Genomic DNA, 20,545 nt, shown 5'->3' with positions numbered 1-20,545 from the left:
CGCCGGACAGACCCAGGCTATCTCTCTCATTCGTCTACCGGGTGCTTCCTGGATTGGGAGCGCAAGGCGTCCGCGGCCTTGTTCCTTCCCAAGGTAGCGAGAATATGCGCCAATTGCTCGTGGACTTCGTACCGGGCGCTTGGAGCGAGATCCGGGACCAGCGCGTCGAAAGCGGCGATGAGTGCATCCACAGGAGGCGGGATGTCATTGCCGGTCACGACCTTTACCGCATAATTTAGGTCTTTGACGACCGAGCTCAACTTGGTGACGTCGTAGTCGTTGTGTCGCAACCACCAGAGCGCTGCCCACGCCGTGTTCTCGAAGACGGCGTCTTTCAGGTAAGTGAGTTCGGCGCGTTCGACCTCGTGCCCGGCGGCGGCCACTTCTCGCTGACGGAGGTGTTGCGCGTGTTGCTGAGCAAGTTCGAGTTGGTCCGGATTGACGGTGACGACGACATCTTCTGCCCACGCATGAACCGGGGGATCGTCGGACAGTACTCTACCTGCTGCCAGGTCCGCTGCTAGTCGGGCTCCGGCGAGGTCTGCGTGGATAGGCGAGTAGCTGCTCAGCAGTTCAGCGGCATGGGCTGCGACTGTGGCACAAGCCTTTGCTTGCCAGGCAGGTGACGCGTTCCAGACCACCGTGCAACACACCTCGAAGTCGAAGTCGGGCACCTTACTGGGAACCGGGCCCGCGAACGGTGCGCGCCGGTCGGGCTCATCCTGTGTGAGCCCGACCGGTGTCGTGCGGCGACGCCATCGCATGCTCAGGAGTCCTCGTTCCGGAGGGGCTGTGCGGTGAGCGGATGCCTGGACTGCAGTTGCTTCGCCAGTGCCTGGTGCACGGCAAGACGTGGATCGGTGCGGTCATGGTCTTCCCAGTAGAGGGGGAAGACTCCGAGCCAGCGGTCGGCGGCCATGCGCACCTCCCCGATCCGCTCGACCGGGGCGTCGAATTCGGCTGCGGCTTCGCCGAGCACGCCCAGCAGAAAAGCCTGCTGGGCCGAGCCAGTCGCCAGGTCCAGCCAGGATTCGATCGCCTCGTGGACGAGCGCGTGGTCTTTCACAGCCAGCAGGACCCGCCAGATCCGGACCAGCGCCTGCCGGTGGACCCCGATGAACTCGCCGGCGTCGGCGGCGAGCAGTTCGCGCAGGATCCGCACCGCGACGGCCCGCTGTCGTTCCTTGCCGCTGCGCAGCCACTCGTCGAGTTTCGCCAATACCTGCGGGAACGCGCCGTTGTCGCGAACGAGGGCCAGCACGGCCGCCACGACCTTGTCGTTGACCTGCCGGTCGTTGTGCAGGGCGAGGTTGCCCAGCCGGGTGAGCGCCTTGTCCGTGTGCTTGCCGCCAAAGTCGGACTGGCACACCGCCAGCACGAGATTGACGAGTTCGGGGGTGAGGTCGGATTTTCGGGCCCACTCGTTGAGCTGACGGTGCACCACCGGAGCGCTGCGATCGTCGAGCGCCCCGGCGGTGACCAGGTCGGTGGCCATGCGGGCGGGTACCGTCTTGCCGGAGCTCGCCCACTTGTCAGCTACCTTTGTGATGCACTTGGCGGCGTCCTGGGACGCGCAGAGGTCGAAGAAACGGCTCACCATGCCGGTCCTGGCTTCGTCGTCCAGCCGGGGTTGCTGCCCAAGCCCGAGGTTGGTCACCCACTTCACCAGCCTGTCGCGGAGTTCGTGATATCCGCGCCAGACGTGCCGCAGGACCGCACGGTCGTAGTCGAGGCGGTCGAACCGCGCCCGGTCATCGGCGAGGCGGACGCCTTTGAGCTCGGTCAGCCGACCGGCAAAGCCACGGCCCTCCAGCAGCTTCCCGGTAGGGGGCGTGTAGCCGGCGGTGGTGAGCAGCGCGCGTTCCGCCCAGTACTGGGTTTCGGTCGAGCAGCCGCCGAGCAGGGCGACGGTGAGCATCAGGCTGCGTCGGTTCCAGTCCTCTTCCTTGTCGAAGACGGTGATCAGCTCGGTCGTCCAGTTACCGTAGGCGAGAACCGCGTTCTCGACCACTGTGCCGATGGCGGCACCCTCGCCCGCGAGGTGGTGTTCTCGCACGATGAGGTCGGCTAGCCAGGCCGCGTCGGCGGGATGGGCCGACGCGAGCGCGTCGGTGATCTTGGGGTTGGACGCGATCTCCGCGGGGATCGTGGTCTTCTGGAGGTGGGCGAGCAGTACGTCCTCGGCAGGCGGTTCGATGAGCTGCTTGGTCCGGCCCTGGTAGAGCGACTGCAGTCCGGGCGGTGGTGGGTCTGGCAGGAGTACGACGAGATGGGCTTTCGCGGCCGTGACGGTACCTAGGAAGCTCTTGAGTTGGCTTTCGGCGTTGTCGAGGACGTCGTTGTCGGTCTTGGTCAGGTCGAGCAGGATGTGGGCGTTCTGTGCGACGCGGCGCAAGTCGAGTTGGGTGTCTTCATCGAACTCGATGACGTTGATCGTCGGTGTTTCGGCGTTAGATACGGCTTTGAGCGCCAAGACGCCGGCCGTCCATCGTCCGCTGTGCGGGCGGCCGTAGAGGAAGACGACTTTGTTGTCACACAACGAGTTCACGATTCCGGTGAAGTCGTGCGGTTCGGCGAAGCGGTCGTTGAGCCAGCGGAGGTGGCCAGGGTCGATCTCGTCCCGGACGATCAGGTCCCGGAACCCGCTGCCGGTGCCGTAGACCTGGATCATGTCTCCCGACTTCTGCACGTCGACGGAAACATCGCCGGTGACGTCGCCACGCACGGTCACGTTGCCGTCGCCGGTGACCGAGGTGCTGTCGGTGGGGGCGGGGAAGCTGTCCGTGGTGGTCATCAGTCCTTCTTCCCGTTCTTGCGGACGTTCTGTCGGATACCGCCGTTCACGCTGCCGCCGGTGACGATGTTCCCGTCGCCGACGGTGTGTTGATGTGAGTGCCGGGATTTGTCGGTCCATCGGTATTGGTCCCGCATTTGGATCGCGTTCCCGTGCACGGTGCCGTTGATCGTGTTGGTTACCGCGCTGTCGGCCTCGGGAGCTTCGTCTTGCGAGATCCGATCGTGGGGAACCACCTCGTCCGGCGTGCCGATGCCCCGGGACAGCAGGTCGCCCGACGGTTTCGGCACGTGCAGGTAGGCGTCGCCCATGTAGCTCTTCACCGACACCGGGACACGGACGAACTCACCCGGGGCCTTCGCCGCGTACCCGGAGAGCACAACGTCCTCGTAAACGCGCGCTGAGAGCACCGCGGCGACGAACGTGACCTCGGGATCGGAGCTGGCGAGCAGTTGGCGGACCGGCTCGCAGTCCAGGAGCCGATGTGTCTCGATCATGGCCGCACCTGAGCCGTCCCCGAGCCGGGCATTCCCGGAGTCAGTCAGGGGGCCGACCGCGACGCTTACCCGCAGGCGGGTTGGTTCGCCGGTCCGGCCCAGGCGCATGCGGTGGTGGTAAGCTAGTTCGTCCTGCAGAGCGTCGAGGAACGGCCCGACGAGGATCGGCAGGCTCTCCGGACGGAAGCCGACCACGAACCCGTCGCCACGACCGGCCGGGAACCGACGATCCGCCCAGACCGCGGCGTGGTCCGCGCGCTCGAATGCGCGTTCAAGGATGGTCGGGATCAGCTCGGTAAGCGCGTAATGGTCGGCGGGGGTGACCCCGCTGAAGTTCTTGACGTCCACCGACAGCACCGCGTGATACGGCGGCAGCTCGCCGGTGGGGGAGTGCTTGTCCTCAGTCATGGGAAGCACTGTGGCCTGCTGGCCCGCGAGGTGATGTCCACCAGAAGACGAACGGAAGTGACCTGCGTCACTTATGAGTGGGGTATGCGTGGTGGCGGAGCTTGTCGAACCGTTCGATGGTCAGGTTGCGTTCAGCGCTCAGGACGCCCTCCTGGCGCAGTTGGGCGACCAGGCCAGCCACGAGGCTGCGGGACAGTCCCAGCACGTGCCCGAGCCGGGTCTGCGACAGCGGGATCAGGCGCGGGTCGTGTCCTGGCTCGGACAAGTCGGCCAGCTGCACCATTAGCCGCGCGATCCGCCGCAACGGGGGCAGGCTCAGCATGTCCACCGAGTCCTGGCCAGCCCGTTGCAGCTTGGCCGCCACATACCGACCAACTTCCCGGTGGACCCCGTCACCGACCAGGACCCGCTCGAAAGTGCCTGAAGGCACCGCGAAAGCCGAGCAGGGTTCCAATGCGAAGACGTCCGCCGTGCGCACGCCGCCCACCTCGAAGGCCACCTCGCCGATCACATCACCGGCGCCGCGTAGGGCGATGAGGCGGTAGTCGCCGTCCTCGGTGTGGCACCCCACTTCGACCCGCCCGGACGTCAGCAGCAGAACCGAGGTCGCCGGGGCACCGCGTACGAAGATGGGCTCGCCCTTGCTGAACGTGCGGCGGAAGCCGAGCTTGCACAACGTCGACCAGGTGCGTTCAGGGACGAGCGCGCGAAACCCCCGGTGTGCGTGATCATGTGGCACGACCAATCACGATAACCGGTCGAAGGCTGGGCGTCAGGCGAATCACCCGTTCAGCCGGATCCGCTGTCCTACGCGGATTCGCCTAGTAGGGGTACTGACTGTCCTCAGTGGACGAATAACGCGAGTTGTGCTCGATGGTGGGGTGGGTGCGCATTACCGCCGACGACGGTTACGGAGCGAAACGTTCGCACACTGCTTGGGTTGGTGCCCCGGAGCGATTCCGGCGGCTACCGCACCTGTTGTTGTGCCTGGTGGGCTGCTGATTCGGACTGGGGTGCCGCTGGTGATGGAACGGCGGGTGAAGCGGGGCGGCCGGCTACGGGGGACCGGGCATCGCTTGCTACTGAGCGGGCGGGCCGAGGTGGGGCTTGCGCTTCTGCGGGCGTTGGCTGTCGCCGCGGTGTACGCGCCGACGCCCGGGGCGGCCCGCCGTGAACTCGACGACGGTGCGAACACCTGGCAAGGGGAGCACGGATCTGACTCGAGCCGTCGTCGTGGAATTCGATGGGAGCGATGCCGCGTTCGCTGCACTGTCGCCTTGGCAGCACGGATTTTGCCCACACCGTGAACCTTCAGTGCGAGCACGGCGACTGTGGAGGGAGGCCGGTACTCGGGCTTGAGTGTCACCAATCTGCCGCTGTAGTGCATCCGAGGCCCAGGGCTGCGTCGATGATCGCGTTGATGTCTTGGGCTTTCGCTCTGCCCCGCAGGTGCTTCACGATCCGTTTGAGCTGTTCGCAATCCCAGAAGGGCTGCTTGGTGTGCCGCGTCAGGTGGGCAACGAAGGCGCCAAATTCCTCAGGTGCTGAATCGAGAAGCTCATCGTCGAGCTTGCGAAGGATACGCGAGTGCTCCTGCAGGCCTGCTGGGGACGAGATCGCAAGCGCGATCCCTTCGGAGACGAATTCGCGGAGGTACACCACCCACGCGGCCAGGGCGGACGCCTCTTGAGGGGTTAGTGGCCGCGGGACGCTGGAGAGGCGTCCGCGCCAGTAGTCTTTCATCCAGCGTCGCCATTGGTTCTCGACGGCCTCGGCCGGAAGCTCGTCGAGCAGCCAGGTGATCTGGTCCATCCATTCGCTGCGGAGTGCGACGTCGACGCCGGCGTCTGCGGTGAACTTTCGCGAGAATTCGAGTGCGTCTGATTCGCTGAGCAGTGAGATCGCCGCGACGTGGGCGCAAAACTGGCGGCGGAGCTCGTCGCGGAAGCCGGAGGCGTGCTGCGCCGTGCCGAGGTATTTCTGACGGAGACCGACGTCGAGGAGTTGGTCGTTCCAGCGGCCCCAGACGAGGAACCCGTCCCAGGCGCGCTGCGCTTGTGCCGGCGTGGACCAATCGAAGAGTTGCAGCAGGTGCCGCTCGCACCATGGCCGGTCTGCGTTGAAGAAGAAGAACAGCTGACTGGCCAATACTGTCTCGGCCATGGCCGAGCGAGCATCATCGCCGGATAGCATCAGTTCCAACTGGCGGCGCGTGTCGTCTTGCAGACCCGACCAGTTGTCGCCTGCGTCTCGCCACTCGGTGGAGATCGCCTTGACCCAGAAGAGGCCGAGGCGTCCTGCGGCGGTGTTGATCGCCCGGCTCAACCAGTCGGTGACCTCATCGTCAGCTGGGCGTGTATCGATGGCGGACCACAGCTTCTCAGCGAGAACCTTCGCAGTTGGGTATCGGTGCCATTCGGTTGGACTCGTTTCGGTCTGGCCGCTGTCGGAAAGCATGCGCGCGACGCTATCGGCGACGCTTGCCAGATCGAGGTTTGCTAGCAGTTGCAGGATGTTTTCCGCTTCTTCGCCGGCAACGGAAGCTGCCGACCAGCCTGTGATGACTGCGTCGATGATCGCGGTGTCCGGGTGGACGATTTCGTGCAAGATCGTGAAGCCGTCTTGTGGATGATCGCGAACGGTCTCCCTGAGCACCGCCAGCGCCCCCTCCCAGGTCGGGTCGTCGAAACGGATACGGCCGTCGTCGAGTCGACGCAATTCGTCGAGGGTGCCAGCAGCGTCTTTGGTGATCTTCGCGTGGAGCTCCTCCACCGTCATCGGCGGCACTGGGCGGACGAAGCCGAACGTCATGCTTGAAATCAAGTCGGGGTGCTCGCGCTCGCCGAAATCCGGATTCTGCTCACGGATTGCGTCCAAGGCTTCTGTGGCTGATCTCAGGTCAGGGGCGTGCCGGGCGATCCAGGTCAGTATGTTGAACCGGGCGTACGCACGGTTGCGGCGGCCATCCTCGCTGTCGTCGTTCTCCTCAGGGGCGGCCAAGATGTCACTGACGAGGCCATCAGCCTGCGACTGATCAGCATGCGGCAGGGCGAGCGCGATGAGGCGAAACACTTCGTGCCGGAGCTGATGGGCATACACCCAGTTCTTCTCGCGGAGCCATCCGATCTTCGCGGTATCGTCGATGTCGTTTCTCTGGATGTACCCGTGCAGGGCCAGTCGGTTGAGCACCGGGGCATCGGCCTCTGCCCACTCGACCAGGGTCGCGGCGCCGAGCGGGTGACCGGTTCGGAGCACCGACTCGAGGCTGTCGCGTGCTGCGTCGATCAAGCTGTCGATGGGGTCTCGATGTGCGTCCTGGGTGTGGGGTTCGATGGCTGACCGGCCGAAGGAGACAGGGTCGAAGACGTCGCTGGCTGACTTGGTCGCGGCCAGCAACTGCCATGCGCGGCGAAGATGTCGACCGGCGATCGCCACAATCGACGCGGAGAGGTGGGGTAAGTTGGGCTGGAACAGCTGCTTCCACGCTGTGTCCAGCCAGTGGGCCGAGCCGTGCAGCTGAATCGTGAAGCGCGTTTCTCCGGGTAGCCCGAGCAACGCTCGAGGTAGGGCGTGAGGTTCGGTCAGGTGATCGAAGAGCAGCAACATCACGGTCTCGTCCTGGGGCCACTGCGACTTCGTCAGTGCGTATTCGAGCCATTCTGAGCAGTCGGCCGGGGAGTCCTCGATCAGCTGCACGACCCACGGCGTGAGCCATGCGGGCCGCGGCCCCGAGGCCATGTGTAGGGCATGTCCGATGGCTTGGCACAGAGTTGGCCCGAGTGGTCCGCGCGCCTTGCGCAGCACGCCGAATGCCGCGGACGTGAGGCTCTCCTCGGTGACGAAGTTCTGGGCGAACCAATAGGCCAGCGAGATGGTGACGCTGGTCGGCTGGGCTGCGTGGTCGAAGAGCTTCTTAAAGTCTGGTTGGCGAGCTGTCCATTCCAGCCAGGCTTGGCCTCGTGCGAGTTCGGTGAAGAGGGCAACCCGATCGGCGTCGGCTACGACGGACTCGAGGTAGGACTCTTCCTCAGGGATCTGCAAAGGCGCCGTTGAGACCAGTTTCGAGATTCGCCGCCGGTGATCCAGCAGCCCCATCGACGCTTGCCTCGCCCACCCGTCGATTGCCTCCGCCAACGCCGCACGGGAGCCGTCGGCTACGCGGTAACCGACTGGGTGGAGTCCTAGCAAGCGCCAGTCCGTCGCGTCCGGGGCGTCGGTGAGAATGTAACGCCCGGCGCCGGGCCCTAATGCTCGCGCCAGGTATCGCATGACGACGTCACCATGGCTGTAGCCGACGAACAGCACCGTGTACCGAGCGAACATCCGCTCCAAAAATCGTGCTGCCCAGGCGTCCCGAAGGTACGCCCTCCCGAAGTCACCGTCTGTGACGACGAGTCGTCGCGGCTCCTGCTTCAGGTTTCCGTGAAGGTAGACGAGGCCAGTAAAATCATTTCCAACGGGTAGGGCTGGCCCGGAGAACTGTTCGAAAGAAGCCTTTCCATCGAGGAGCGTCGAGGAAATATGCAGGTCGTAGTTGGTGGTCACCACGCGAATCTGCCGAGACGCGATCGCTAGAGCAGCGAGTGCCGCGTGCAGGCGGTTCGGTGACGATCCCGGCTTGTTGATGTGCGTGAAAACCCGCTGATGGACATCGATCTGCTGGTCCGATAGGCGTCCCAGGAAAACGTCCAGCTGGCGACGGTCATCCTTGTCCGGCATCGCCGCTCCCGCTTCGACGGCGATATCGTTCGTCAGCGTCAGGAAATCTGGGAGGCTCGAAGGCGCGTCGCGTGACGCACCGGCACCGACGAAAATCACCAACTCGCCTGACCGATGCGCGCTGATGAGTTCACTTGGGAAGTCGACGTCGCGGATCCACACCGGAGTATTATCACCCTCCGGTTCGTTATCCCATGCGATCTCGGGGTTAGAGGTCGCGGGGTGCAGCTGCGGCGGCGCGCCGGACTCATAGACGGCGCCCGGGCCGTGCACCGCGAGCAGCGTCTCCATGAACTCGCCTTTGCGCAGGGTGAACCGTTCCTGTGCGGCGGGGTGACTCACGCCCAGCGTGGTGCCCACCTTCTTCAGGCTGGGTTGCCTGCCTCGCGTGCACCGGCGGCCTGCGCATGCCGAGTCCGCACGGCGGATCCTGTCCGTGGCCCGCCCCGCCAGCCTCTCCGCCGCGCCGGCCGCGGATCTGTCGGCGTGCAGCTCTCGCTTGCCGAGTGGCAGCAGCTCCTGGGCGAATCGGCCTGTTTGGCCAGCAGTGCTGCCAGCGCGGCAGGGCCCACTGTGACCCTGCGTCGAACGCGTGTTCTATCTTGCTCTTGGGGGGTGTTGAGCGTGGTGGGTGGCAAGTGGAGGTGGCTGTGGGTTGGTTGCTCCGGGAGCGGGCTTCTGGACGGGAGTGGCGTTTCGAGGACAGCGACCTTGTTTGGGACGCGGGCGGCTTCGACATATCGCGTTTTGAGCTGCATGTGCTCGATGAGCAGGTAGTCGGTGCACCAGATGGTCGTCCGGGTCGGCCAGGTGGCTGAGCCTTGACATCACGATGACCGGCGATTCGCTCTTTGGTGCCCACGCCTTTACAAGGGATGCCTCGGCGCAAACCGAGGGCTCTGTGGCAATCAACCCGGCCTCGGATACGTCGGCCTCGACTGGCGACACAGTTCGCCTCCGCCACGCTGCGCAGCCAGTCGACCGCGATGTCCGCAACGCTGTCACCCATTTGCTCCGAGGTCGGAACGGCGTATACGCAGCGTGTGAACCGTCCGGCTGGGGCAGCGCGGTGCGGGCCAAGAGTAGTACGTCGTGGCGCTGACCTGCTTTAACGATGGCGCGGTATGGTGAACTGGTCCACGATCGGGGGTGACTATGGCGACACGACGAGATGCCCTTGCAGCACGCCGGGAGGCATTGGGATACACCCAGGAGGGGCTCGCTCAAGAACTGGGTGTCGAACTGTCGACCATCGGTCGATGGGAACGCGGAACGCTGACACCGCAACCGTGGCGTCGTACCGTGCTGGCGCGAGTCCTCGGCGTTTCGCTTCAGGAGCTCAACGAGCTGCTGACCCCGGCGAGTGAACAGCCAGCTCTGGCCACCGAAGTGGACCGCGAATTCGTCTCCCCACGCTGTCCGCCGGCAAGCACCGCAGCTGCGCTGCCCGTAGGATCGCTGGACCACCTCGACGAACTGCTTGTTCACCTCCGCGAGCAGTGGCACACGCTTGTCCGAGCGGACAATCTGTTGGGGCCCCGCTTCGCGTTGGCGGGTGTCCTGGATCAGATCTCGATCATCGAGGAGCTACTTCCGCGGTGTACCGGTTCGCCTCGCGTCGAACTTGTCAAGTTGGCCGCGACGTATGCGGAGTCGGCGGCTTGGCTCCATGAAGACGCGGCGCAGATGCCAGCCGCGGCGTTCTGGGTTGGTCGTGCGATGGAATGGGCGCACGAGGCTGGGGACGAGTTGATGCTGGCGTGGACGTTGTTCCGGCGAAGCCAGCAGGCGGCAGCTGCCCGTGATCCTCAGAGGACGATCAGCTTGGCGCAGGCCGCCGGTCGACGGGAAGACCTCTTGCCCAACCCGATGCGTGCCGCGATTGCCCAGCAGGAGGCGCACGGCTACGCCTTGGCTGGTGAGGAGACCCTCAGCCATCGCACGCTGGACGCGGCCCATCGGTGGGCGGCTCTGGATAGTGCCGGAGATGCTCGTGCCGGTCATGGCTCGTTCTGTACCGAGACGTATTTGGAGTTGCAACGCGCCCACTGCTGGGCTGCGCTGGGGAAGCCCGACCGTGCGGTGAAGCTGTACGAGGCAGTGTTGCCGGCCTTGCCCCCGGTGTATCGGCGAGACCGTGGCACGGCGGGCAGCCGGTTCGCTCAGGCGCAGGTGAGCGCCGGGCAGTTCGAGGCCGCAGCCAGCACCGCCAGGGAAGCCTTGACGATCGCACGCAGCGCGGGGTCCGTACGGACGGAGCACGAGGTCGTGTTCGTCGGTCAACGGCTTCAGAAGCATCGCGCGCTCGAGCCTGTCCGGGAGCTCCTGCGCGAGATATCGAACAGTCCGGCGGCATGAGCGCGAGTGACCTCGAGCTCGGCGCCATGCGGCGAGCGATCGCACTGTCTGCCTTGGGGTTGAGCAGCAGTAGCCCCAACCCGCCTGTCGGCTGCGTCGTCCTCGACGCCGATGGCCGACCCGTCGGCGAGGGCTACCACCAGCGCAAGGGTGAGCCGCACGCGGAGGTACGTGCGCTGGCGGCCGCGGAAGGACAGACCGTTGGGGGCACGGCCCTGGTCACGTTGGAACCGTGTAACCATCACGGCCGCACCCCGCCGTGTCACCAGGCGCTGCTGGACGCTGGCATCGGCCGGGTGCTGATCGCGATCATCGACCCGACGTCGCGCGGGGTTGGCGGTGCTGCTCGACTCCGCGATGCCGGGGTTGATGTCGAGATCGGCATACTGGCCGACGAAGCGCGTGTCGTTCTGGGGCCGTGGCTGGCCACACTAGACTCTGGGCGTCCCAAGGTCACCTGGGCTTTCGACGCCACGGGCTCTTCGCCGTCGATGACGCCTGAGGAACTGCTTACGCAAGCGGGTCTGTGCTACCAATTCGATGCCGTTGTTCACCCGGACGGTCACGTCGACGAAGGCCTTGCCGGAGCACACGGCCCGACTGCGTTCGAGCTGCCACCCAAGGTTCCGGTCGACGACCCGGTGCTCGCTTTGTCTTTGTTACAGCAAGGTGGCGCACGGACGGTGCTGTTGAACGGCGGCCGTGGCTTGGTCAGCATGTTCGTCGAGCGTCACCTCGTCGACGAGATGGCGATGTTTTTGACCACTCAGACAACGTCGCTCGCGCTGCTGGCCACCGAGCATTTCGCGACCAGCTGGACCGGGTGCACGATCCGATCGGTCCGGAGACTGCACTCGGGCGTGCTCGTGACCGCGACACGGGATCTCGTTGCAGGAACGCGATAACTTCGCCCTACCAGGGTTTCTGCTGAGCTCGTTGAAGGCAGTCTTAACCAATCCTCACCCGATCGGTTAACGCGTTCCCGGGGAGCGTTTTGGCAGTTCAGTGTGGGTGACGCCCTATTTGCGCCACATCGGCGTTCTACGACCGCTCTGGTCCGCTGCCCGCGTCGATCGTTTAGTGGTTCCGGCGTTCGCAGCCGCAATGACTGGATGCTCGCGGGAGCATCGCGGGTCGTGCGGATGTGCCGCATCAAAAGTGAAATAGGGACTCGCTGAATATTGGAGTAAATGATGCTCTCCCAGCGATTCGTGATGCCTTGCGCGTCGCGATGCCCACAGGCTCAGCTCGCTGTGTCGCGTTCGTCCGTGCAGCCGGTGTGTCGACGGGAATGGAACAGGAACACCGCTCGGGGCGGTGTTGCACGATGAACAGCGGACCGTGGTCGGTCATGTGCCGTGATGTCGCCGGCCGCGCATCGGTAACCGGCACCGCGAGCACGGCAGAGCAGCACTCCGACGGCATACCCCCAGCCGCGGGACGTCCTGCTCTGCCGTTATGTCGCGGCGGGACCACGACCCCGATACCTGGCCCCGCCGCGATCCCCGCCGCTGGGGGTGGGCGCGGATGAGCCCCTTGATCATCACGATGATCGCCTCGCTGGCGTTCGCCTGCTGTCTGCTGCGCTGGGCAATCCGACGTCGGCGACTACAGGAGTCGGCCTACGCCGGTTCCCATCGTCGCGCACCGAGCCAGCCGCCGAGTTCGACCCTGCGGTACGCGATCGCCACCGCCGGAACCCACGGGTTGGGCATGCGCAGGGGAGGCTCCGGCAAATGAGGCAGCCTGTTTGCTCCATACCCGCGGCGACGCTGCTTCGGCGACTGGGATGGCATCATCTGACCATCGCCTGCCGCGATCACGACGGCCACCGGTCAGCGCTGCACCTGCGGCGCCGTACGAACGAGAGCGTCGTCCTCGAGTTGCCTGGTGGACATCTCGCCCAGTTGACCAATCGCGAAGCTGGCCGTCTCCGGGCAGCATTGCGCGACGTGCTGGTCGACGAGCGTCAGCCTCACCGTGCGGGCGCTGCGTAGTTCACGACGCCGCTTGCCAGCTTCTCCAGAACATCGACTGCGAGAAAGGCCGACTTATGAGTGCCCGTAGTGAACATCGGCTCACCACGGTCGTCCACCGGGCCAGAGGCCTGCGGCGATCAGAACGGTCACGACGCCTCGCCGGGATTCTACTGTGGACTGTGGCCGTGACTACGGTTCGACCGAGGTCTTCGTCGTGCGGGTCGTGGTAGCCCATGCTGATTGAGCCGTCGCCTCATCGACATCCACGCCATGCGGTCGTTATCGCTTCCGGCGGTCTGGATTCCACGGTGCTGGCTTTTTGGCTGGCTGCACGGGGCGCCGAGCTGACACTGCTGTCCTTCGACTACGGCCAGCGGCACCGTATCGAGCTGGAATACGCGGCAGACATCGCTCAGCTGCTCGTATGTACACATGAGACAGTAGACCTTGCCGCGCTCGGCGGCCTGCTCACTGGCTCGGCACTGACCGACATCGCGGTGGTCGTGCCTGATGGGATCTACACCGACGAGTCGATGCGTACCACAGTCGTCCCGAACCGGAACGCGATCATGCTCGACGTCGCCGTCGCGGTCGCCATAGCTCGCAAGGCCGACGCGGTGGCATTCGGTGCACACGCTGGCGATCGCGCCATCTACCCGGACTGTCGACCGGAGTTCGTGGAACGGTTTACACGCTCGGTTTGTATTGCGAACGAAGGTTTTCTGGTCGACGGGTTTGAGATCCTCGCGCCGTTCCTGAACCAGACCAAGGCCGACATCGTCCGGTTCGGTGCAGCACTGGGTGTCCCCTTCGCGCGAACGTGGTCGTGCTACCGCGGCGAAGCTGTGCACTGCGGAATGTGCGCAACCTGCATCGAACGAAAAGAAGCGTTCGAGCAGAACGACATCTCGGACCCCACCTGCTACCGCAGCGCGTAAGGACGTGGTCATGATGGAAGACCAGGAAACGGTTCCGGTTGGCGGGCCTGGGCGGGGCCGTCGTTCTTCTTGCCGCGGTTCGCGCGTGTCGGGATGCGAACCGGTACAGCGCGGCGAGAGGATCGTTCCTGCCGCCCAAGCACCCAAGACAGTAGCTGAACGGGCCGGGGGAGCGCTACAACCCGAGGCCAGGCCCCAGTCACACTCGCTGATGCCGTTGCTGTCCGAGGCGCATTTGCGTCGCGCGCTGCGGCAGTGCGGTCGACGAGCGTCCGCCCCAGGTGTCGACGGGATGACGTGGGGCCAGCTTCGTTGTGAGGCGAACACCTTGTTACCGCAACTGGCCTTCGAGCTTGCCGAGGGAACATGGCAGCCGGGGCCGGTACGCGAGGTGGAGATGCGGACCTACGTCGGCAAAAGGATCCACACCTTCATCCCGCCAGCGCTGGATCGTCTCGTGCACCGCGCGCTGCGCAATGCGATCGAGCCGGTGCTCGAGAAGCACGTCTTCCGCGACTGGGTGTCGGGCTTTCGTCCGCAACGCAACCGCGTCACGTCACTTCGCCAGGCTGCGGCGTACGAGCAGGCAGGGTCGCGGTGGGCAGCAGACCTCGACGTTGCGTTGGTATCCGAGGGGACGACCGTCGAGGAAGTCATCGACTGGCACGCCGAACACATCCACGACGGTACGTTCCTTGCACGGCTGCGCACTGCCCTGGCCGCGATGCCGAGCCCGCTCGCGCCGGGATCGGGACTGTCTCCGATGCTGATCAACCTCCGGCTGTCTCAAGTAGACACTCTGGTAGCCGGGCTTCGAATCGTGCGGTTCGCCGACAACTACGTCGCGTTTGCGCGAACTCGCGATGAGGCCCAAGAAGCGTTCTACGCCATCAGCGACGCGTTGCTGCTTCTTCGACTGCAGGCAAACGAGAGCAAAAGCCGTATCCGCGAAGCCGTCAACGTCGAAGACCTGTTCCTGATCGGCGGTTGAGGTATGGAACTGGAGTGGGTTGAGATTGCAGGCGGAGTTTGTCAGTTCGGTGACGACGAGCGGCCGGTCAGGGCCGGGACGTTGTACTGGACGCGCACTCTGATCGCTTACGGGCACCTGCCCGACGTGCAAGCAGGTCTCGGACCGCGGTTTCCGGTCACTGAGATCAGCCAGGCCGAAGCGGTCGAGATCGCCGGCCGTCTTGGCGGACGATTGCCGAGGTCGTCCGAGTGGGAGTGGATGGCCGCCGGAGCGCAGCGGCGACGCTGCCCGTGGGGAGACGCCTCTTGGCAACCGGCCTTGGCGAATTTGCGTGACTCGGGACATGGCACGGTCACCCCGGTCGACGCTCATCCTGGCGGGGCCACACCGGAGGGCTTGCTCGATGTCGCCGGCAACGTGTGGGAATGGACCGCCAGCGAGGCGATGGGCGACGGGTTCGTCATCCGCGGCGGTTCGTACGCCGCACCGCCGCTGTACGCCCAGTGCACCTTCATCAACGCGGCTCCTGCCGAACTGCGCTCGCGTGGCATCGGCTTCCGGGTGGTGCGGGAACCGTGACCAGCTCGCCGTGCTCCTTGCCGCTCGCTCCTGACCAGGGCTTGATCATTCTCAACTGCTCACGGTCGAAGCTCGACACGACGGCGCCGATTCCGGCGCTGGATCTGTACCAGGGAGCTTGCGTCCCGCAGTGCCGCGAGCACTTCGCGGCAGTTCCAACTCGCCGAGCCCGCATCCGCATCCTGTCGGCCGCGCACGGCCTGTTACGACCCGATGAGCAGATCAGCACGTACGATCGCCGACTCACGACCAGAACCGATGCCCTGCGGTTGCATGAGCGGACCGTCGCCGAGCAGCTGGACACCGAACTCGCGAACACTCCCGCACTTCAGCACCTGCTGATCATCGTGGAGCCGCTTTACCTGCTTGCTTTGCAGAGCATGTTCGACCACCTCAACCGGCTCCACATCGCGATCGTTCCGGACCCACGAGCGTGGCGGGACGGGCGAGCGCACCTTCGCCGCTGGGGGTGGGCGTGACCCCATTACTCGAGGAACTAATGCTCCGAAACAACCTCCACACCAGCAGCACCCGTAGCTGGGAAGCCTTATCCGGGGTCGGCTGGCACGCCCCCACCCCGTCCGAACTTCGACTGGCCGGCGTGCGCACCGTCTCGGTGGTCATCCCGGCCCACAATGTCGGCTACTGCCTGCAAGCCGTGCTCGACGCGTTGGAAGGCCAGCACCACAGGTACTGGTTCGAGGTCATCGTCGTAGACGACGGCAGCACCGACGACACGCTCGCCGTCGCCAGCCGCCATCCGATCGTCACCACGGTCGTTCGGATTCCACAACGGATGGGCGGGGCCACCGCGCGCAACCTGGGCACCGGGATCGCCCGCGGACGAACCGTGCTGTACCTCGACGCCGACATGGTCCTGCCCCCGCACGTACTGACCGACATCGCTGCCCGCGCGACCGATACCACCGTGCTCGTCGGCTTCCGCCACAACCTCACGTACGAGATTCACCAAGGCGGCCATGGTGTCCTGGCTCAGCACCCGAACCTCGGTGCGGACCATCGGGTCGTGTGGTGCCCACCGGCTGGCCGCCCACTGCTCTACACCGGCGTCACGCTGAACGAGCAGCTCGACGGCCGACCGTTGGATCACACGCACGATCTCGTCGACCTTGGCTACGGTCGACGCTACGTCGACTGGGACCTGCCGCGGATGGTGGTCACAGCGCTGGTCGCCGTCCCGCGCGAGGCCGTGCTGGCCGTCGGCGGTTTCGATCCGGAGTTCGGGCGGATCGGCTGGGGCATGGAGGACACATACCTCGGTGCTTGTCTGATCGCGGCCGGGCTGCTGGTGATACCGCTCCGTCAAGCTGTCGGGTTCCACCTCGACCCACCCAACGCAGCCGAGCAATGGCGACGCAAACTCGCCTCCTGGCCGGACACCCTCGCCCGCTACTGGGACCTGGTGCGGCGGCCCGCCCCGCGCGGGCGCGCCCAGAAGTTCACCACCGCCACGGTCGACCTGCTGCGCTCCTGCGAGGTATTGCGATGACATCAGCTGCACAAGCCACACCCGCTGCTCCCACGAGGACGGTCGTCGCGCACGCACGCGGCAATGGCGCCGTCATTTACGACCCGCTGAGCGGGCAGACCTACCGTGCCGATACCCGCCTCGCTGTGGGTCGGTTTCGGTTGGGAGACGCCGAGATCGCATCCCGGCCGGAGATCCATCCCGCGGCGATGCAGATGAATGCACCGATCAGCGTGTGCTGGTCCCCGCTTGTGCGCTGCAATCTCGTGTGTCCTCACTGCCTGGACGACAAATCCGTACCTGAACTCCAGCGGGCCGAACGACACCGCGTCGCGCACCTGCTCGCCAACTCCAAGGTGCTGGGCGTGGACATCTCCGGTGGTGAGCCACTCTTGCTGCGCGAGTTACCGGAACTGATCGACATCCTCACCGCGGGCGGCTGCGCGGTGAGCGTCACCACCAACGGAACTCACCTTGCTCGCCGAGCCGAAGCTCTTGCTGGGCGAGCGGACGCTGTGCGCGTCAGCCTGGATGGCGCCAACGCCCGAGGCCACGACCGGTGGAGAGGAGATGGCAGCTTCGATCGGGCCGTGGCCGGAATCCGTGCCGCAGTCGCCTACGGCATCCCGACCCAGATCCAAACTGTGCTGCTGCGCTCCACCGCGCGACGAAGCGCCCAGCCGATGGTCGAGCTCGCCGAGGCACTCGGGGTTCGCGGAGTGACCTTCCTACAGATGCTGCCCATCGGGGAAGGTGCCACCCTCGCCGAAGAGGAGCAGTTGACCGACGAGGAAGCGCATGACGTCGTCGGAGAGCTCAGCGTCCGCGCCGACGTGGCGGTCCGACTACGCACCCGGCGGTCGGCCGGGGGCTTCACCGTCATCCGCGCGGACGGCCAAGTCTGGCGCAACCAATCCGACGCAACTGCGATCGCCACGTTGCACCCGCTGCTGTCGGTCAGCGACCTGACGCTGACCGGACAGGACGGATCGGCGTGATCTCCCTATACAACGCGGATCCTCAACCAGCTTTCGCAACAGCTGAGTATTCCTTGCCTGACAATCAGAATCCGGAGGTCACATGCCAGAGCAACGTAAGCCCCGTACGTTCAACGCTGAGCCGCCCGGCGACGTACACGCCGTCTTCGACGGAGACGGACGGCGTGTAGAGCGACGCGGCAGCGGATGGTGGTATGTCGCGACGTCATCCGGTGAGCGCCGGCCGGAGCCAATCAACGGCGAAGGCTGGCGCTGGGAACCAAGCGCGATCGCTTTTCCTCTGACAGAAGTCCTACCGACCCCAACTCTGCGGGAGAACTCGGTCGCAGAGGCGGCCGCCGCGGACGCTGCGGATCGGGCGTACAACAAGATGTTCGTCCGGTACGGCACGTTCGTCTTCGCTCCGTCCGCAGTGGTCTTGTCAGTCACCGCCTGGATTTTTGTCTGCGCGGCATTGGCTATTGGGGAGCTGTCGACCTGGGTTGCCTGGGCGGGCGCGCTCGCCCTCGCGCCGATGGTGGCGATGATGTTCGTCAGCGCTGCCTCGATTGCGCGTGCTGGGAAGAGTGCACGATCGAGCGTCGAGCCGAGCTTCGCTGAGTTGAGCACGGGCACCGAGTGGCTGTGGCGACTGCTCAGCCTTCCCGTTGTGCCGCTGGCGGCTTACCACCTGGTTCACGACGGCTGGCCGACGGTAGCCGCGTATGCCGTCGGAGTTGTCGGGTGGCTGGGAACCGATCTCTCGACCGTGCTCAGCCTCCCTGGCCGCCGGGTGCTCCACCGTCTTCTCGATATGAAGCAGCCGCTGCCGAGGAACAACTCAGGCATCTGAAAGGAACGTCTTGCGGGAATCTCGCGAGTTTCAACGTCGCCGCCTCTGGCGCGTAACCACAGATCTCCTGGCATCGGCTACCACTCTGCTGAGCGATGCTGTCGTTCGCGATTGCGGGGTAGTCGACTACGTGATCGGTATCGCGAATGGCGGTACGGCACCAGCCCGTGAGATCGCCGCGGTGTTGGGGCTGGAGGCTTACTTGGTTCTTGCCAAGCACAACCTCAGCTCCGACGCGTACCAGCAAGCGACCGGTGTGGTCCACCTCGAGCTGGGCTCGCTCGTCCGTGAACTCAATGGCGGACACCTCGAAGGGCACGTCCTCCTCGTCGACGACATCTGCGGTTCAGGGGCGACCCTGCGTTGCATGCGTCGTGGGCTTGCCGAGTTGCTCGCCTCGAACGCTCGAGTGCACACCGCGACCCTGTGTCTGAACACCGGAGCAGCCACCAAGCCGGACTACTCGGTCTGGACGGTATCAGATTGGGTCGTTTTCCCTTGGGAGTCAACCACTTCCGGCACCGCCGAATCGTTGCCGATTCCCAGCGAGGTGACCTACCATGCCTGAATCCGCGCCCTTGACCGTCGCGTTCGTCCTGGCCTCCTACACCGACCACGCGCCCGCCGGCATGGAACGTGCCACCGCGGCGCTCGCCCGCGGGCTGCGTCGGCTCGGCCATCGTGCGCTCATCCTGAGCGTCGCGTCACGAAGGTACTGGCCGGACGACGAGGTGAAGCTGATCTTTCCGCGCGTCGATTTTCCTTGTCCTGACGACGAACTTCGTCGGGCGATGCTCGCGCAACGCGGCGACCTTGTTCGCAACTTGAACGAGGTGTTCGATGAATACAGCGTCGATGTCGCGGTCTACGTCGACGCGCTCTGGGGACTCGGGCGAGTCGCACCCACTGGGCGAGCTCGTACCGTCCTGGCCGTGCACGTCGTCGGGCGTGACGACGACCTCCACGCTGCTCTCGAACGTGCCGACGTCGTCCTCGCGCCGTCGGCCAGTGTGCTCGGCCAGGCGGCTGGCCGCGGTTACGACACTCGAGCCTGGCAGATCGTGCCCAACGCGCTGTTGCACGAGCATGCGCCGCCGTCGGACACGCGTCGCGAAGCGCTGCGACGACGCGGTCCCATTCGCGTGCTCGCACGGCTTGGGCCGGAAAAGAACGTAAGAGCGCTATTGGCTGCAGGTCGACTCGTGAGGCGGCCGATCCAGGCGATCGCACCTGCGGCAAGCTTCGAAGTCGCAGTAGGGGCGCAGGCCGCTGAAATGGACCGCTGCCGCTACTCTGCCGCCCACCTGCACCTTGGCACGATTCACGGCAGCGGGCTGGCGTGGGGCGCGGTGCAGCCGTGGCTCGCTGGGGCAGGCGTAGTGATCGTGCCTTCCGTGCGGGAGACGTTCGGGTTGGTCGCGCTGGAGGCGATGAGCGTCGGCACGCCAGTCGTGGCCTTCGATGTGGACAACCTCCCGGCTCTCATCGGGACAGACAGGGGAGCTGGCGGCGTGATCGTCCCCCGATCGGGTGGTGAGTACGGGCTCTGGCGCGCCGCCGAGGAACTACTCGACGATCCGGTACGCTACGGCGAACTATCCAGGGCTGCGTACTACCGCTCGCGGGACTATCTGCCCACCACAGTCGCCGAGACATTCGTAAAGGCGGTGCGGTGATGCCTGCTGGTGTCCCTTTGCTCCTGGTTGACGGTCATAACCTGCTCTGGCGCGCGGCGTTCGGGTTCCCCGCCGCGATCCGGTCTCGAGACAAGAGCCGCGATCTCACCGCCGAGTTCGGGTTCTTCGCCTTGCTGCGCGTCGCGATCCGCGAAGAGATGCCTACGCCGCCGGAGGTACTCGTCGTGGTGGTCGGGGGGCACCGCGCCGGGGGACGCCGCGGGGGGGTCGGCGGGAAAAAAGGCAACCGCGGCGGCGGCGGAGCCGCACACAAACCCCGACCCCCGCTTACCCCCCAGAAGCAC

General features: G+C 65.4%; 17 protein-coding genes and 1 pseudogene. 13 read left to right on the top strand and 5 right to left on the bottom strand.

Annotation, left to right across the window (positions count from 1 at the left end; translation table 11 throughout):
* Positions 1-26 precede the first annotated feature (26 nt).
* The 5 genes from ACFW0G_RS10100 to ACFW0G_RS10080 all read right to left on the bottom strand — a co-directional run bounded on the left by ACFW0G_RS10100 (position 27) and on the right by ACFW0G_RS10080 (position 8,778).
* Positions 27-764 (bottom strand): hypothetical protein, encoded by a 738-nt coding sequence (locus ACFW0G_RS10100; RefSeq protein WP_378324586.1) that lies wholly within the window; start codon positions 762-764, stop codon positions 27-29.
* 2 nt (positions 765-766) lie between these two features.
* Positions 767-2,794: a hypothetical protein gene (locus ACFW0G_RS10095; RefSeq protein WP_378324585.1), complete on the bottom strand. Its 2,028-nt coding sequence runs from the start codon at positions 2,792-2,794 to the stop codon at positions 767-769.
* Entirely contained in the window at positions 2,794-3,699 is a 906-nt protein-coding gene (locus ACFW0G_RS10090; RefSeq protein WP_378324584.1) for a hypothetical protein, read from the bottom strand. Before ACFW0G_RS10090 ends, ACFW0G_RS10095 begins: the two co-directional genes overlap by 1 nt.
* A gap of 67 nt (positions 3,700-3,766) precedes the next feature.
* Positions 3,767-4,438, bottom strand: coding sequence for a Crp/Fnr family transcriptional regulator (locus ACFW0G_RS10085; RefSeq protein ID WP_378324583.1), 672 nt, complete (start codon positions 4,436-4,438; stop codon positions 3,767-3,769).
* Between the two features lie 623 nt (positions 4,439-5,061).
* Positions 5,062-8,778: a DUF4020 domain-containing protein gene (locus ACFW0G_RS10080; protein WP_378324582.1), complete on the bottom strand. Its 3,717-nt coding sequence runs from the start codon at positions 8,776-8,778 to the stop codon at positions 5,062-5,064.
* A gap of 795 nt (positions 8,779-9,573) precedes the next feature.
* Here ACFW0G_RS10080 and ACFW0G_RS10075 point away from each other — a divergent pair.
* The 13 genes and pseudogenes from ACFW0G_RS10075 to ACFW0G_RS10015 all read left to right on the top strand — a co-directional run.
* Positions 9,574-10,776, top strand: a complete 1,203-nt coding sequence (locus ACFW0G_RS10075) for a helix-turn-helix domain-containing protein (protein WP_378324581.1) — start codon at positions 9,574-9,576, stop codon at positions 10,774-10,776.
* The gene (gene ribD / locus ACFW0G_RS10070) at positions 10,773-11,681 is read left to right on the top strand and encodes a bifunctional diaminohydroxyphosphoribosylaminopyrimidine deaminase/5-amino-6-(5-phosphoribosylamino)uracil reductase RibD (protein ID WP_378324580.1); all 909 of its coding nucleotides are present in this window, start codon (positions 10,773-10,775) and stop codon (positions 11,679-11,681) included. Before ACFW0G_RS10075 ends, ribD begins: the two co-directional genes overlap by 4 nt.
* A gap of 622 nt (positions 11,682-12,303) precedes the next feature.
* Entirely contained in the window at positions 12,304-12,516 is a 213-nt protein-coding gene (locus ACFW0G_RS10065) for a hypothetical protein (RefSeq protein WP_378324579.1), read from the top strand.
* A 472-nt stretch (positions 12,517-12,988) separates the two neighbouring features.
* Positions 12,989-13,693 (top strand): 7-cyano-7-deazaguanine synthase QueC, encoded by a 705-nt coding sequence (gene queC / locus ACFW0G_RS10060; protein WP_378324578.1) that lies wholly within the window; start codon positions 12,989-12,991, stop codon positions 13,691-13,693.
* A gap of 211 nt (positions 13,694-13,904) precedes the next feature.
* Positions 13,905-14,684 carry a Retron-type reverse transcriptase gene (locus ACFW0G_RS10055; protein WP_378324577.1) on the top strand — a complete coding sequence of 260 codons (780 nt, stop codon included), beginning with the start codon at positions 13,905-13,907 and terminating at the stop codon, positions 14,682-14,684.
* Positions 14,685-14,687: 3 nt separating this feature from the next.
* The gene (locus ACFW0G_RS10050) at positions 14,688-15,245 is read left to right on the top strand and encodes a formylglycine-generating enzyme family protein (protein ID WP_378324576.1); all 558 of its coding nucleotides are present in this window, start codon (positions 14,688-14,690) and stop codon (positions 15,243-15,245) included.
* Positions 15,242-15,724 carry a DUF6884 domain-containing protein gene (locus ACFW0G_RS10045; protein ID WP_378324575.1) on the top strand — a complete coding sequence of 161 codons (483 nt, stop codon included), beginning with the start codon at positions 15,242-15,244 and terminating at the stop codon, positions 15,722-15,724. Before ACFW0G_RS10050 ends, ACFW0G_RS10045 begins: the two co-directional genes overlap by 4 nt.
* Positions 15,725-15,846: 122 nt before the next feature.
* Positions 15,847-16,755 carry a glycosyltransferase family 2 protein gene (locus tag ACFW0G_RS10040; RefSeq protein ID WP_378324574.1) on the top strand — a complete coding sequence of 303 codons (909 nt, stop codon included), beginning with the start codon at positions 15,847-15,849 and terminating at the stop codon, positions 16,753-16,755.
* Positions 16,752-17,732, top strand: coding sequence for a radical SAM protein (locus ACFW0G_RS10035; RefSeq protein WP_378324573.1), 981 nt, complete (start codon positions 16,752-16,754; stop codon positions 17,730-17,732). Before ACFW0G_RS10040 ends, ACFW0G_RS10035 begins: the two co-directional genes overlap by 4 nt.
* An 82-nt stretch (positions 17,733-17,814) precedes the next feature.
* On the top strand, positions 17,815-18,564 hold the full coding sequence (locus ACFW0G_RS10030; RefSeq protein WP_378324572.1) for a hypothetical protein: 750 nt from the start codon (positions 17,815-17,817) through the stop codon (positions 18,562-18,564).
* Positions 18,565-18,694: 130 nt separating this feature from the next.
* On the top strand, positions 18,695-19,132 hold the full coding sequence (locus ACFW0G_RS10025; RefSeq protein WP_378324571.1) for a phosphoribosyltransferase: 438 nt from the start codon (positions 18,695-18,697) through the stop codon (positions 19,130-19,132).
* Positions 19,125-20,240 carry a glycosyltransferase family 4 protein gene (locus ACFW0G_RS10020; RefSeq protein WP_378324570.1) on the top strand — a complete coding sequence of 372 codons (1,116 nt, stop codon included), beginning with the start codon at positions 19,125-19,127 and terminating at the stop codon, positions 20,238-20,240. The genes ACFW0G_RS10025 and ACFW0G_RS10020 overlap by 8 nt, the downstream gene beginning before the upstream one ends.
* Positions 20,240-20,545, top strand: a pseudogene (locus tag ACFW0G_RS10015) (flap endonuclease); the annotation flags it as partial. The gene ACFW0G_RS10020 and the pseudogene ACFW0G_RS10015, both read left to right, overlap by 1 nt.

It is taken from the genome of Amycolatopsis sp. NPDC058986 (genome assembly GCF_042741125.1).
Lineage (GTDB): Bacteria > Actinomycetota > Actinomycetes > Mycobacteriales > Pseudonocardiaceae > Amycolatopsis.
The sequence above is the reverse complement of the archived record's forward strand: the minus strand, read 5'-3'. Positions and strand labels throughout refer to the sequence as shown.

Excerpts from the sequence above, each read along its gene's own strand:
- ACFW0G_RS10020 (WP_378324570.1), top strand. The coding sequence starts at position 19,125 with ATGCCTGAATCCGCGCCCTTGACCGTCGCGTTCGTCCTGGCCTCCTAC.
- ACFW0G_RS10095 (WP_378324585.1), bottom strand. The coding sequence starts at position 2,794 with ATGACCACCACGGACAGCTTCCCCGCCCCCACCGACAGCACCTCGGTC.
- ACFW0G_RS10090 (WP_378324584.1), bottom strand. The coding sequence starts at position 3,699 with ATGACTGAGGACAAGCACTCCCCCACCGGCGAGCTGCCGCCGTATCAC.
- ribD (WP_378324580.1), top strand. The coding sequence starts at position 10,773 with ATGAGCGCGAGTGACCTCGAGCTCGGCGCCATGCGGCGAGCGATCGCA.
- ACFW0G_RS10050 (WP_378324576.1), top strand. The coding sequence starts at position 14,688 with ATGGAACTGGAGTGGGTTGAGATTGCAGGCGGAGTTTGTCAGTTCGGT.
- ACFW0G_RS10030 (WP_378324572.1), top strand. The coding sequence starts at position 17,815 with ATGCCAGAGCAACGTAAGCCCCGTACGTTCAACGCTGAGCCGCCCGGC.
- ACFW0G_RS10055 (WP_378324577.1), top strand. The coding sequence starts at position 13,905 with ATGCCGTTGCTGTCCGAGGCGCATTTGCGTCGCGCGCTGCGGCAGTGC.
- ACFW0G_RS10075 (WP_378324581.1), top strand. The coding sequence starts at position 9,574 with ATGGCGACACGACGAGATGCCCTTGCAGCACGCCGGGAGGCATTGGGA.
- ACFW0G_RS10035 (WP_378324573.1), top strand. The coding sequence starts at position 16,752 with ATGACATCAGCTGCACAAGCCACACCCGCTGCTCCCACGAGGACGGTC.
- queC (WP_378324578.1), top strand. The coding sequence starts at position 12,989 with ATGCTGATTGAGCCGTCGCCTCATCGACATCCACGCCATGCGGTCGTT.
- ACFW0G_RS10100 (WP_378324586.1), bottom strand. The coding sequence starts at position 764 with ATGCGATGGCGTCGCCGCACGACACCGGTCGGGCTCACACAGGATGAG.
- ACFW0G_RS10065 (WP_378324579.1), top strand. The coding sequence starts at position 12,304 with ATGAGCCCCTTGATCATCACGATGATCGCCTCGCTGGCGTTCGCCTGC.